A 13,864-nucleotide genomic window follows, 5' to 3' on the forward strand; every position below is an offset into this window, starting at 1 on the left:
ACGGGACGAGCACCGGCAGCCGGGGTAAATCTAAGGAGAACCCTAGGGGCAGTTGTGGGAGAACTACAGCTCGTATAACCTTCCCCATTTTCCTCTGATGAAGAGGCCCCGTCTTTCATGGTGCATTTGCAAGCAGCCGAGAATCACTCAGCGCAGCCCTTCTCTACGGCACGCCCCTCAGATTGTCCTTTCGACCCGCCCGTCCCCTTCACACAAGCGCGCAAGGAGTGCCCAATGACCCCGCTGCGGTACCCCGATGGGCACGTCGGCCACCTGGTCACCGGCCTGCAGACCGCGCGGTCCGACGCCACCCCCCGCGCCGAGCAGCGGGCGGCGGTGAAGGAGGCCGCCGAGCGGTGCCCGACAGCGGCCATCAGAATCGTATGACCGTGGTGCCCTCGAAGGATCCTCTCGACATCGCCGCCGCAGCCGAGCGCAACACCGAAGCGAACACCGAACGCCACGGCTTGCCGACCGGGGTCCGCGGCCCCACAGCGCGACATGCTCGCTCCATTACTGAACCTTGAACTCGTGTTGTCGGGTCATGCGGGGGTGGAGGGTGAGGCCGGCTCCTGCGAGGCAGCAGCCCGGGGCCGACTGCGGTACACGCGCCCACCCATGACGCCTACCGCGGGCTGCCCGGTCACCCAGAACACGTGCACACCCATCGGGTGACCATGCGCGCTGCCCAAGCGGCCGGGCTTGGGCCGCTCTACCCGGACGCCGGTGCCCCGTGGCAGCCGCGTGTCCCCTACCTGGCCACACACCCGCACTCGGCCGTTCCCGAACCAAGAGGCGTGATCGGTGCGCGCAAGTAGGAAACCGTGCAGCTGCGCCACATCCATGTCGGGAAAGGACGGTGCCCAGTGATCGAAGAGTTGCTTCCGGAGGCCGTGGTCGTCGTGGAGGCCTACGACCACAGCACCACGGACGCGCAGGTGTACCCCGAGGAAGCGGCACTCGTGGCGCGGTCGGTCGACACGCGGCGCCGAGAGTTCGCAGCCGTACGTTCCTGCGCGCGCCGCGCCATGACGGCGCTCGGTCTGCCGCCGCAGCCGGTACTGCCTGGCGAGCATGGTGCCCCGAGCTGGCAGGCCGGGTTGGTCGGCAGCATGACCCACTGCGAGGGCTACTGCGCTGCCGCACTGGCCCATACCGTTGACATGGCCTCCCTCGGTATCGACGCCGAGCCCGACGGGCCGCTGCCCGACGGGGTGCTGCCCCTGGTGTCCCTGTCCGCAGAACGCAACCGGCTGCGCCGGCTCGCCGCAGACGCGCCCGGGATCCACTGGGACCGGCTCCTGTTCAGCGCCAAGGAATCCGTCTACAAGGTATGGTCCCCCCCTCACAGTCAAGTGGCTCGACTTCGACGAAGCTGAAATCGAGATCTTCGTGGACCCCGGCGGCCCGTCAAACGGCACCTTCCGCGCCAAGCTCCTTGTACCGGGCCCGCGCGTGGGCGACCGCCGCCTCGACCGCTTCGAGGGCCGCTGGACCATCCAGCACGGGCTGGTGGCCACGGCCGTCGCTGTCCCGCACGCCTGACCTCTTAGTTCGGGTACGGCCGAGTGCGGTGCATGGATGTGGCGCAGCTGCACGGTTTCCTAGTGCCTCGGGCGGACAGCCGCGATACGGCTCGCTGCTTGTTCGGCTGGCACCAACCCCAGAGGAGTGATCTTGCCTCATGGATTCAGTGCACCGTTTCGGCGGTGGCAGCATCCTGCTCCTGGGCCGACTCGAGCTCGATCTTAAAGGATGTTCTGTCCCGGGAGGGGTGTTTGAGAAGTGGTTGGTCGACTCTCGGTGGGCCTGCGTCGAGCTGACTTGAGGCGGCTCTGACAAGATGACGCAATGCTCGATTTCGACATCACGGGCTACCAACCGATGCGGTTGAACCGCCGCAGTAACGTTGTGCGGGAGCACGCGCAGCGCCTGCGTGGTCTTGCCGCCCGGACCCTGACGAGAGTCTGGATGCTCTGGGACCGTCAGGACGATGCTCACCCGGCCAGACACGCACCACGGAAAGCCACGAACAACACTCTGACCGTGCCCGGGGAAGCGTGGCCTTCGGGATCGCCCAGCCCTCCCGGGTCGACATGGCCCGCCTGCTCGAAAAGTCGCAACCGTGTCGGGTCTCTGCCGTGCCCACCACGGGCGTGCCCCCGCTGCTCCACCAGACCAGGACGCTCTTTTGACCGTGGCGCGGGCGACCGCTCGCCTGTGACACAAGAGAGGCAGCGCCTCAAGGAGCTCGCGGATCTCGGGTTCAGAGTCCGTACCCCTCCGAGGCAACGGCGTCACCACCCGTGGGGTCCACAGCAGTCAGGAGCAGACGGACCGGGGGTCAAAGCAGGTGAGAAGCACAATGCAAGGTCTGGCCCCGACCGAGATCGCTCCGGGCTCCTGCACGGTGGTCGCCGACCATCCGTCGCTGCGCACCTGAACAACAGGGCCCTGCGTTACGTACTTCTCCGTACCGCCAAGTAGTTTGAGCGGCGATTTCAGTCGGCGGTCGGTCTGCCGGGTATCACATCGGCACTGGGAGGAACATTGTTGCGGCGCATCAACGGAACAGCACTCATCATCGCGGCCCTGGTCGCCACGGTCGGGGCACTCGCCTTCCCCGTGTGGTCCTATGCCGACCGTTCCGGCACCGGGCAGGACAATCTCAACGCGTCAAGTGTGGCAACCCAGTGGGGGCCGCTGTCGGCCACGGACCGTGACCTCCTGGTGAAGGTGCGGCTCGCCGGGCTCTGGGAGCTGCCCGCCGGACAGCAGGCCATGGAGCGCGCGCCCACCAAGGCGATCAGGGACGCGGGTGACCACCTGATCGTCGGTCACGCCGACCTCGACAAGCGGGCGCGCGACGTGGCGGCGAAGCTCGGTGTGGAGCTGCCGAACCAGCCCACCGAGCAGCAGCAGGGCTGGCTGCGGGAGCTGTCGGCGGCGAGCGGCCGGGAGTACGAGTACAAGTTCGCCAACCTGCTGCGCAACGCGCACGGCAAGGTCTTCTCGGCGATCGCCCAGGTCCGGCACACCACCCGGAACACCCTGATACGGCAGCTGGCGAGCGACGCGAACGTGACGGTGCTGGACCACATCACCATGCTGGAGAACACCGGGATGGTGGACTTCGACGCCATAGCCAACGAGGCGGCCACCGGTGCGACGGCCAGCCCCACGGGTCCGCCGCCGCCGAACGGCAGCCTGCCGCCGGCCCCGAAGCCCGCGGAGCCCTCGGGGAACCAGCAGCTCACGTCCAGCCCCTCTCCCGTGGCTCCGGGCACCGTCAACACGAACCGTCCGGAGGCTCCGGAACCCGCCGGCTGAGACCCGGTCCGCGCGGCGGACCGGCCCCTGGAACCTCAAATGAAGCTCTGAACGTCCCCTCCTCTGGATTCACCGCCGTTCGGCGGGGCCATGACCTCTGCACCGCACGTCATACGTCGGGTACGGAGGAGGGGGACCCCATGGAACTCGGCATCGGAATCGGCTGGCGGCCGGAGATCGCGGACGCGGTGGAACGGCTGCCGGGCCTCGACTGGGTCGAGGTCGTCGCGGAGAACGTCTGCGCCGGCCACCTGCCCGCCTCGCTGACCCGGTTGCGCTCGCGCGGCACCCGGATCGTGCCGCACGGCGTCTCCCTGGGTCTCGGCGGCGCGGACCGGCCGTCCGAGCAGCGGCTCGCCGAGCTGGCCGGGCGGGCGGAGGCGCTGGACGCGCCGCTGGTCACCGAACACATCGCGTTCGTACGGGCCGGCGGCGCGCTGACGGCCTCGCCGGTGCTGGAGGCGGGCCATCTGCTGCCCGTGCCGCGCACCTGGGACGCCCTGAAGGTGCTGTGCGAGAACGTGCGCATCGCCCAGGACTCGCTGCCGGTGCCACTGGCTCTGGAGAACATCGCGGCGCTGATCTGCTGGCCGGACGAGCAGCTCACCGAGGGGCAGTTCCTCGCCGAACTGGTCGAACGGACCGGCGTACGGCTGCTGATCGATGTGGCCAATCTGCACACCAACCACGTCAACCGCGGCGAGGACCCGTCGCGGGCACTCGACGAGCTCCCGGTCGAGGCGATCGCCTATGTCCATGTCGCGGGGGGCATCGAGCGCGAGGGCGTGTGGCACGACACCCACGCCCACCCGGTCACCAAGCCGGTCCTCGACATCCTGGCGGAGCTGCGCAGCCGGGTCGCCCCGCCGGGCGTCCTGCTGGAGCGGGACGACGACTTCCCGTCCGAGGCGGAGCTCGAGGCGGAACTGACGACCATCCGCACGGTGGTGTCGTCGGTGACGGCTGCCCCGCCGGCGGGCGCGCACCGCTCGCGCGACCTGGTCCATGCGTCGCACGGACCGCTCACGACGGTGCGGCACGCTGCCGCCCCCTCTGCCCGGGCGGCCGGGGACGCCGCCGTGGCCGCCGCGCCGGAGGCCGTGATCGCCTCCGCGGCGGCGGTCGCGCACACGGCGACAGAGCGGGACGACGCCGTCGCCACCCGGCCCGCGGGCGCGGAGGCTTCGGCCGGGATGCCCGCAGGGCGGGCGACGACCGCGGCGCCGGCCACCAGGACCTTCGCCACGCGGGAGGCATCATCAGCTCGTCGGGCCGCGCGCCGGCCGGCCGGGGCGGAGGTACCCGCGGCCGCAATGGGGTCCGCCGGGCAGCCGGAGGCTGCATCCCGCGCCGCCACCGAGCCGGCCACCGCTCAACACCCCTTCGTGGCAGGGGCCGGGGCCGCCGACGCGGCTGCCACCCCGGCGGTGCCGGTTGCCGCGCCGCAGGCATCGGCACCTGCCGCGCCCACCCGGCCCGACGAGGTGCCGGCGCGCGCCGACGCTCCCCGGGAGCGGGTCGCACTCGCGCAGGCCGCCCTGCTGTCCGCCCTTGTCGCCGGGACGCCCGCGCCCGAGGGGTTCGACCTCCGGCGGCTGCGCGTGCAGAGCCGGGCCCTGGCCGCCAAGCGTGCCGATGTCGTCGCCAAGGTGGCACCCGAGCTGCCGGAGATCCTGGGCACCGGGTACCGGCCCGCGTTCCTCGCCTACGCCAAGGCGCGGCCCATGCAGGCCGGCTACCGGCGCGACGCGCTCGACTTCGCCGAGCATCTGCTCGTCTCCGGGCACCCCGAAGACGCCGAGGCCCGCCGCTCACTGACCCACTGGTGGCGGGAGCGTGCCACCGTCCGTCCGCCGCGCAGGGCCACCCGCCTGGTCCGCGCCGCCCGAGCCGCACTCGTCAGGAGGTGAGTGACATGACCGTCCTGGTCGTCCTCGTCTGTCTCGCCATCGGTCTCTCCTCCACTCTGCTGATCGTCAAGGTGTCCGCTGCCCAGCAGGGCGGCGCGGGCGGCGCCCGCATCCACGACGCGTACGAGGCCGCCTTCATCGCGGGCGGCCCCGGCAGGGTCGTGGATGCCGCCCTTGCCGCGCTGCACACGGACGGAAGGATCGTCATCGGCGGCCCCGGAATCGCCGGCGTGCTGCGGCCCGTCGCCCACGACCCCGTGGAGCGCGCTGTCTTCGACGTGCTCGCCGCCGCTCCGCACGGCGCGCTGCACACGCTGCGGCGCGAGGTCATGCGCAGCCCCGCCGTGCAGGAAATCGGTGACGGCCTCGCGGCGCGGGGGCTGATGCTGCCGCCCGGCCGGAACACCGGCGCGGCGGCGTGGGGCATGGCCCAAGGGGTCATATGCATGCTCGCGGTGCCGTTCTCCTTCGTGCTGACCTTCGCCGAGCTCTTCGCGTCCGACGGCCCGCCGGTCGCCACTCTGCTCTTCCCGGTGCTGCTGGCGGGTTGCGTGGTCGGCTTCCTGATGGCCAACCGGGCGGGACGCCGCGTCACTCCGGCCGGGCGCAGCGCCCTGCACGCCTACCGCTCGGGTCACGGGCAGGTCCACGGTCCGGCCGCACTGGTCGCACTCCACGGGGTACGCGGTCTGCCCGACCGGGATCTGAGGGGTCAGCTGAATGCGGCGGCGATGCCCCAACGCGGCCGTAACCAGGCGTCGTACCACCACTCCACCCCGGACTCCCCGTACATCGCCCCTGTGTGGTGCGCCGGTTCGAGCTCGGCCTCCGGCTGCGGAAGCTCCGGCTGCGGGTCGGGCAGCGGCGGTTCCGGCTGCGGGTCGGGCAGCAGCGGTTCCAGCTGTGGCAGTTCCTCGTCCAGCTGCGGTTCCTCGAGCTCCTCCAGCTGCAGCAGCAGCAGCTCCTGACCACCCCGCAGGCCCGTCACGAAGCGATAACTCTGCGTTCGCGTGGGGAACAACACATGGCGTGGTCGCGTCCTCCTCGCGTACAACTCGGCCATGTTCTGGGTCCTGTTCCTGCTGGTTGCCTGGGCCGTGACGGGCCTCAACTGCATACGTCTGTGCGTCGCCGCATCCGAAGCCGCGCCTCTGCCCGAGGGCACGGGCAGCGACCGGGAGTTGAGCCTGTACGAGGCCGCCTTCCTGGCCGGCGGCCCGCACCGTGTCACCGACCTCACGCTGATCTCGATGCACCGCAGACGCAGGCTGCTGCTCGCGCACACCGGCTGGGCGACGGTCGTCGACCCGGTGGGCGAGGACGATCTGGAGCGCTCGGTCATCGGCGCGATAGGCCCGGCGGGCCAGGCCCCGATAGCGGCGGTGCGCAGCACCGCGTCCACTGCCGACGCGGTACGGGTGCTGGCCGACCGGCTCGTCGGGGACGGCCTCGCCGTCCCCGACTCCGCCAGAAGGCAGATGGTGTCCGCGGTGCGCGGCGTCCGGGCGGCCGGCCTGGCGACCGCGGCGCTGGCGACCGCGGCCGTACTGATGGCTCCCCTGGACGGCGCCGACACAGGCCGGGTGCTCGCCTGGTTCACGCTCCCCCTGCTGCTGATCGTCGGGTGCCTGGCGATCGCGCGGTTCGAGGTGCACCCCTACACCCGCTGGGCCTCGCCGGACGGCCGGCGCCTGCTCGGCTCGCTCGTGACTCAGTACCGAACGGGTGCGGGCGGCGAGCACGCGCTGCTCGCCTCGGTCGCGGTCCTCGGCGTGGGCGCCCTGGAGGACCCGGAGTTGCGTGCGGCGCTGGCGGACGGCGGATCGGCGTCAGCGCATCGGGGTCTTTGACTCCGACACCCCACTTCGGTGCTTTACAACCCGCAACTGCCCTGCGAAGGATCCCTCTGTCCTGTGGCCTGCGGGCCGCCGTCGTGCGTACGAAGGGAACGCGATGCGAGCAGTTGCGAAATACGGCGTCGTAACGGGCCTCGGCTGTCTGGTCCTCAGCGCTCTCACCGTCGCACCGGCCGGCGGCGCCACCCTCGGCCCCGAGTCGTACGGCCTCGAGTCCTACGGCACCGCACTGGCCGCCGGGCGCGCGGCGGCGGCCGGGATCACCTTCGGCAACTGCCCCGAGGTGGAGGAGCTTGCGGCGCCGGTCGAGTGCGGCACCGTGAAGGTCCCGCTCGACTATGCCAACCCGTCGGGCCGTCAGATCAAGCTCACCGTCAGCCGGGTCAAGGCGAGCGGCAAGGGTACGGAGCGGCAGGGCGCCCTTGTCTACAACCCCGGCGGCCCGGGCGCCTCGAGCATGTTCTTCCCGATGGCCGCCGAGCTGTCGGAGTGGAAGCGCATCGCGCGGGCGTACGACTTCGTGGGCTACGCACCGCGCGGTGTGGACCGTTCCGCCCCGCTGTCGTGCCAGGACCCGTCGGACTTCGTCAAGGCGCCGACCCTGGCCCCGACGCACCCCTCCGCCTCGTACAAGAAGGAGCGCGTCGCCCAGGCCAAGGCATACGCGCGGGGCTGTGCGCGACGGGCAGGTGCGGCGCTGCGCCACTACACGTCGCTCAACAACGCCCGTGACCTCGAAGTGCTGCGAGCGGCGCTCGGCGAGAGACGGCTGACGTTCATGGGCGCCTCCTACGGCACCTACTTCGGTACGCTGTACGCGACGCTGTTCCCGACCCATGTGCGCCGTATGGTCTTCGACTCCGCGGTGAACCCCGATCCGCAGCGGATCTGGTACCGCAGCAACCTCGACCAGTCACTCGCCTTCGAGGGCCGCTGGGCCGACTTCCGCGCCTGGGTCGCCAAGCACGACAAGACCTACAAGCTGGGCGCCACGCCCGAAGCGGTGGCGCACCACTACGAGAAGGTGCGTGCCCAACTCGCGCGCAAACCGGCGGGCGGCAAGGTCGGGCCCGGGCAGCTGCACGCCGCCTTCCTCGCGACCGCGTACTCCGACGACGCCTGGCCGAAGCGGGCGGGCGCGCTCTCGGAGTATCTGCGGGGCAACGCGAAACCTCTGATCGGCCAGGCCGCGCCGAAGCCCGAGTCCGCGCGGTCCGAGGAGAACGGCACCGCCGTGTACACGGCCGTCGAGTGCAACGACGCCCCGTGGCCGACGGACTGGAAGACCTGGGACCGCGACAACAGCCTGCTGGCGCGGCGCGCCCCGTTCGAGACGTGGGACAACGCCTGGATGAACCTGCCGTGCGCCTTCTGGCCTGTGATGCCGCGGCAGCAGCCGCTGGACGTGCGCACCGGGTACGGCGTGCTCCCGCCGACACTGATCCTTGCGGCGGAGCGGGACGCGGCGACGCCCTACGCGGGCGCGCTGGAGCTTCACCGGCGGCTCGCCGGCTCCGCACTGATCACGGAGGAGGACGCGGGTACGCACGGCATCGGCGGCGGCAGCAACAAGTGCGTCAACGCGTACCTGGAGGACTATCTGTTGACGGGCAGGACGCCGGTGCGGCGCGCTGCATGCGCGCCGCACCCGGAGCCGGACCCGGTGTCGCTGGACCGGCGGACCGCACAGCCGAAGAAGCTGCCGCACGCCGTCTGATCTTCCGGGTCATGGGCCGGCCCTCGCCCAGCCGGTGGCTCACCAGGGCAGGGGCCTTGCGCGGCCCAGCCCGTCGCTGACCAAGGCAGGGGCCTTGCGCGGCCCAGCCCGTCGCTGACCAGGGCAGGGGCCGTTGGTGGCCCTTGCCAGTGGTGGGTTCCACGGGGCTGATCCAACCCGACCGCACGGTCCCGTGGGTTCCACGGGGCTGATCCAACCCGACCCCACGGTCCCGTGGGGTCCACGGGACCGGCCGAGCTGTGGCCGGGACCGAGGTCCCGGCCACAAGGTCCTGTCGAGGCTCAGGCCAGGCCGGCCACGAGGTCCGCCACGCTCTTGCGGCGGCCCGTGTAGAACGGGACCTCTTCGCGGACGTGCATCCGGGCCTCGGAGGCGCGCAGATGACGCATCAGGTCGACGATCCGGTAGAGCTCGTCGGCCTCGAAGGCGAGCAGCCACTCGTAGTCGCCGAGCGAGAACGAGGCGACCGTGTTGGCGCGCACGTCCGGGTAGCCGCGGGCCATCTTGCCGTGGTCGGCGAGCATCCGGCGGCGGTCCTCGTCCGGCAGCAGGTACCAGTCGTAGGAGCGCACGAAGGGGTAGACGCTGACGTAGTTGCGCGGCGTCTCGTCGGCCAGGAAGGCCGGGACGTGCGACTTGTTGAACTCCGCGGGGCGGTGCAGCGCCATGTTCGACCAGACCGGCTCGAGCGCGCGGCCCAGACGGGTGCGCCGGAAGCGGTTGTACGCGTCCTGGAGCTCGTCCGCGGTCTCGGCGTGCCACCAGATCATCACGTCGGCGTCGGCACGCAGCCCGGACACGTCGTACGTGCCGCGCACGGTGACGTCCTTGGCGGCGAGCTGGTCGAACAGCTCCTGGACCTCGTCCGCGTAGCCGGAGCGGTCCTCGGGGAGCACATCGCGCAGCTTGAAGACGGACCACAGCGTGTACCGGATGACCTCGTTGAGGTCCTTGGCCTTCTTGCCTGCGTTCGGGATCTTTTCGGGCGCACTCATACAGCTATTCTCCCGCGCCGCGATCAGTGCCCTGCGCCAGGGTGGGCGTGGCGAGAATCTCGTCCGCCGCGCGCTGCCCACTGGCGATGCAGGCGGGGATGCCGACTCCGTCGTACACCGCGCCGCACACCCGCAGGCCGGGCAGTCGGGCGACCTCGTCGCGGATGCGGGCGACCCGGGTCAGATGCCCGACAGGGTACTGCGGCAGGCCGCCGGTCCAGCGGGTGACCTCGGTGGCCACGGGCCGGGCGGTCAGGCCGATCGCCTTGCCGAGATCGCTCAGCGACACGTCCACGAGCTCGTCGTCCTCGCGCTCGAGCATTCGTTCTTCGCCGTAGCGGCCGAGGGATGTGCGCAGCAGGAACAGATCGCCCGCGCCTTCGCCGACCCAGCCCCACTTGTTGCTGGAGAAGGTCGAGGCCTTGATGCCGCGGCCGTCGACGGGCGGGACCAGGAAGCCGCTGCCGGGCGGCGTCGCGGCCAGGTCCGCGCGGCGGAAGGCCATGGTGACCAGCGCCATGGAGGCGTACTCGACCTGGCCGAGCTCGAAGGCCGCCACCGGGGACTCGGCAGCGAGCAGCGCGGACGCGGACCAGGCGGGGGTGGCGAGGACGACGGCGTCGGCGGTGAGCGGCGAGCGGTCGGTGCGGATCTGCCAGCCGTGGCCGTCGGCACCACGGGTCAGGCCGAGTACGGGTGTCTCTGTGCGGATCTCGCCGCCCTGAGCGCGTACGGCGTCGGCGACGGCGCCCGGCAGCCGGCCCATACCGCCGTCGATGCCCATGAAGACGGGGCCGTCGGCCTGCGCCCCGGCCGCCGCGCGGGCCTGGATGTCGCGTACGCCGTCGAGCAGTGAGGCGTGGGTCCTGGCCGCCTCGAACAGCTGGGGGACGGCGGCGCGCATCGAGATGCGGTACGCGTCGCCCGCGTACACGCCCCCGAGCAGCGGCTCCACGAGCCTGTCGACGACCTCACGGCCGAGGCGATCGGCGACATACGCGCCGATCGCCACATCGTCGCCGAGCTCGGCCGGGGCGAGGTCGCGTTCCTTCGCGATACGGGCGATGCCCTCGGGCGACAACAGTCCCGCGAGTGCCTCGGGGGTGCCGGGGACACCCATCACATGGCCCTTGGGCATCGGGTGCAGTGCGTCGCGCGTCCAGACCGTGGCGGCTGCGACGGCGGGCGGCTGCAGGCGGGCGCCGAGGCCGACGGCACGGGCCAGCTCGACCCCCTCGGGACGGCGCGCGAGCATCGACTCGGCACCCAGGTCCACCGGGGCGCCCTCGATCTCGCCTGCCTGCAGCTTGCCGCCGAGGTGGCCGGTGGCCTCGAGAAGGGTCACCCGTGCGCCGGCGGCGAGCAGCCGGTGCGCGGCGGCGAGACCGGCGATGCCGCCGCCGACCACGACGACATGAGGCGCTGCTGTGTCCATGCGGTGAGGAGAACGCTGCATGGGCCAACTCTCTCAAACGCCGTTCCGAGTCCCGAACGTGACCTGTTCGGAACCGGAACCGGACAACCTGCGACGTGATCGCGAACGTCGAAGGAACAACACTCATCACCCATAGCCCAGGGGGGCCGACCATGCGCGCACCGCGTGCGTTCGCGGCACTGCTACTGCTCACCTCACTCACCCTCGCCGGGTGCGGCGGGGCCGATTCCGGCGGGGACGCGGCACAGTCACAGGCCAAGGAGAAGGCGGGGGCTGCCGCCCCCGGTTTCGCGGGCGATCAGGCCGCGGAGAAGCCCGCGGAAGGCGGCGCGGGCCGGGAGGGTTCGCCGAAGCAGCCGTCGGCCGCGCCGGCCCACATCATCCGGACCGCCGAGCTCGCCGTGGAGGTGAAGGACGCCGCGAAGGCGCTCGCCGCGGCGCGCAGGACGGCCGATGGGGTCGGCGGCCGGGTCGAGAACGAGACCACGGAGCGGATCGACGAGACCCATGTGTCCTCACGCGTCGTGCTGCGCGTGCCGCAGGAGCACTACGACTCGGTGCTGGCCGAGCTGGCCGGGGCGGGCAAGCTGCTGTCCCGCACGGCCGACGCCAAGGACGTCACGGACCAGGTCGTGGACGTGGACAGCCGGGTCGCGACACAGCGGGCGAGTGTGGCGCGGGTGCGGGCGCTGATGCAGCGGGCCACCAAGCTGTCGGACGTGGTGACGCTGGAGGGCGAGCTGAGCAGCCGTCAGACGGCCCTGGAGTCGCTGCTGGCGCAGCAGGCCTCGCTGAAGGACCGTACGACGCTGGCGACGATCACCCTGTCGCTCTCCGAGACCGAGAAGAAGGACGCCAAGAAGGACGAGGACGAACCCGGCTTCCTCGACGCGCTCTCGGGCGGCTGGGGCGCGCTGGTGGCGACGCTGCGGTGGGCCACCGTGGTGATAGGTGCGGTGGCTCCGTTCGCCGCGGTCGCGGCGGTGCTGTACGCGCTGTGGCGGTGGCTGGTGCGCCCCCGGCTCCCGAAGCGCCCGGTCCCCGGGCCCGCGCCCGCACGTGGTTCGGACGAGGACTGAACACCCGCTCCCCCGTAGCGTGTTCCCCATGACAACGGAGCGACTGGTGGTCATCGGGGGCGATGCGGCGGGCATGTCCGCCGCATCGCAGGCACGCAGGCTCAAGGGAGCGGAAGAGCTGGAGATCGTCGCCTTCGAGCGCGGGCACTTCAGCTCGTACTCGGCGTGCGGGATTCCGTACTGGGTGGGCGGTCAGGTGCCCGAGCGCGACGACCTCGTCGCCCGCACCCCGGCCGAGCACCGCGCGCGTGACATCGATCTGCGGATGCGCACGGAGGTGACGGAGATCGACGTCGCGGGCGGCAGGGTGCGCTCGCGCGACATGGAGACGGGCACGGAGGGCTGGACGGGTTACGACAAGCTGGTGATCGCGACCGGCGCGCGGCCGGTGCGGCCCCGGCTGCCGGGGATCGACGCGCCGGGTGTGCACGGTGTGCAGACCCTCGACGACGGCCAGGCACTGCTGGACACGCTGGCCGGTACGGAGGGCCGGCGCGCGGTCGTGGTGGGAGCGGGCTACATCGGCGTGGAGATGGCCGAGGCGCTGCTGAACCGCGGCTACGAGGTGACGGTGGTCAACCGCGGCGAGCAGCCGATGGCGACCCTCGACCCCGACATGGGCCGTCTGGTCCACAAGGCGATGGACGGCCTCGGCATCAGGACCGTGACCGGCTCCGCCGTCACCGCCGTCCGCACGGACGCCTCCGGCCGTGCCTGCGCCGTGGTCACGGAGGAGGCCGAGTATCCGGCGGACGTGGTGATCCTCGGCATCGGCGTGGAGCCGGAGACCACGCTCGCCCGTGCCGCGGGCCTCCCCCTGGGCGCGTACGACGGCCTGCTCACCGATCTCGCGATGCGCGTGCGGGGCCACGAGAACGTCTGGGCGGGCGGCGACTGTGTGGAGGTGCTCGACCTGGTCTCCGGCCGCGAACGCCATGTCCCCCTGGGCACGCACGCCAACAAGCACGGCCAGATCATCGGCTCGAACGCGGGCGGCGGCTATGCGACGTTCCCTGGTGTGGTGGGCACGGCGGTCAGCAAGGTGTGCGAACTGGAGATCGCCCGCACTGGCCTGCGTGAGAAGGACGCCCGCGAGGTGGGTCTCCAGTACGTGACGGCGACGATCGAGTCGACGAGCACCGCGGGCTACTACCCCGGCGCGGCCCTGATGACGGTCAAGATGCTCGCGGAACGCCGCACGGGCCGTCTGCTGGGCGTCCAGATCGTGGGCCGCGAGGGCTCGGGAAAGCGGGTGGACATCGCGGCGGTGGCACTGACGGCAGGCATGACGGTGGAGCAGATGACGGCGCTGGACCTCGGCTACGCGCCGCCGTTCTCCCCGGTGTGGGACCCGGTCCTGGTCGCCGCACGAAAGGCGACGACGGCGGTCCGGAAGGCGGGTACGTAGCGCCTGCGGCTGGCCTGTTCCCCTACCCTCCCCCTACGGCCTGGCGGCCGTGGGAGGTACCCCCGTCCCGTAACTGGGGGCAAGCCCCCAGACCCCCGCACAGCCTGAGGTGG

General features: G+C 71.5%; 10 protein-coding genes and 1 pseudogene. 9 read left to right on the top strand and 2 right to left on the bottom strand.

What is annotated here, in order from left to right:
- Positions 1–234: 234 nt before the first annotated feature.
- From OHS70_RS07775 to OHS70_RS07805, 7 genes and pseudogenes are all read left to right on the top strand, one after another.
- Positions 235–387 carry a ferredoxin gene (locus OHS70_RS07775; protein WP_328395044.1) on the top strand — a complete coding sequence of 51 codons (153 nt, stop codon included), beginning with the start codon at positions 235–237 and terminating at the stop codon, positions 385–387.
- Between the two features lie 479 nt (positions 388–866).
- A pseudogene (locus OHS70_RS07780) lies at positions 867–1,545 on the top strand (4'-phosphopantetheinyl transferase family protein).
- A gap of 1,008 nt (positions 1,546–2,553) precedes the next feature.
- The gene (locus OHS70_RS07785; RefSeq protein WP_328395046.1) at positions 2,554–3,330 is read left to right on the top strand and encodes a DUF4142 domain-containing protein; all 777 of its coding nucleotides are present in this window, start codon (positions 2,554–2,556) and stop codon (positions 3,328–3,330) included.
- A 140-nt stretch (positions 3,331–3,470) separates the two neighbouring features.
- Complete coding sequence (locus tag OHS70_RS07790; RefSeq protein ID WP_328395048.1) at positions 3,471–5,240, top strand: DUF692 domain-containing protein; 1,770 nt, start codon at positions 3,471–3,473, stop codon at positions 5,238–5,240.
- A gap of 5 nt (positions 5,241–5,245) precedes the next feature.
- The gene (locus OHS70_RS07795; RefSeq protein WP_328395050.1) at positions 5,246–6,208 is read left to right on the top strand and encodes a TIGR04222 domain-containing membrane protein; all 963 of its coding nucleotides are present in this window, start codon (positions 5,246–5,248) and stop codon (positions 6,206–6,208) included.
- Positions 6,209–6,301: 93 nt separating this feature from the next.
- Entirely contained in the window at positions 6,302–7,090 is a 789-nt protein-coding gene (locus tag OHS70_RS07800; RefSeq protein ID WP_328405480.1) for a TIGR04222 domain-containing membrane protein, read from the top strand.
- A gap of 103 nt (positions 7,091–7,193) precedes the next feature.
- The gene (locus OHS70_RS07805; protein WP_328395052.1) at positions 7,194–8,813 is read left to right on the top strand and encodes an alpha/beta hydrolase; all 1,620 of its coding nucleotides are present in this window, start codon (positions 7,194–7,196) and stop codon (positions 8,811–8,813) included.
- A gap of 302 nt (positions 8,814–9,115) precedes the next feature.
- Here OHS70_RS07805 and hemQ read toward each other — a convergent pair whose 3' ends face one another.
- Both hemQ and hemG read right to left on the bottom strand, forming a co-directional pair.
- Positions 9,116–9,829: a hydrogen peroxide-dependent heme synthase gene (gene hemQ, locus OHS70_RS07810; RefSeq protein ID WP_328395053.1), complete on the bottom strand. Its 714-nt coding sequence runs from the start codon at positions 9,827–9,829 to the stop codon at positions 9,116–9,118.
- Positions 9,830–9,833: 4 nt separating this feature from the next.
- Positions 9,834–11,285, bottom strand: coding sequence for a protoporphyrinogen oxidase (hemG, locus tag OHS70_RS07815; protein WP_328395055.1), 1,452 nt, complete (start codon positions 11,283–11,285; stop codon positions 9,834–9,836).
- Between the two features lie 131 nt (positions 11,286–11,416).
- On the opposite strand from hemG, the gene OHS70_RS07820 reads away from it, so the two are divergent.
- Positions 11,417–12,343, top strand: coding sequence for a DUF4349 domain-containing protein (locus tag OHS70_RS07820; protein WP_328395057.1), 927 nt, complete (start codon positions 11,417–11,419; stop codon positions 12,341–12,343).
- A 28-nt stretch (positions 12,344–12,371) separates the two neighbouring features.
- Positions 12,372–13,751, top strand: a complete 1,380-nt coding sequence (locus tag OHS70_RS07825; protein ID WP_328395059.1) for an FAD-dependent oxidoreductase — start codon at positions 12,372–12,374, stop codon at positions 13,749–13,751.
- Positions 13,752–13,864: the final 113 nt, after the last annotated feature.

Origin of the sequence: Streptomyces sp. NBC_00390 (assembly GCF_036057275.1) — a bacterium.
GTDB lineage: Bacteria > Actinomycetota > Actinomycetes > Streptomycetales > Streptomycetaceae > Streptomyces.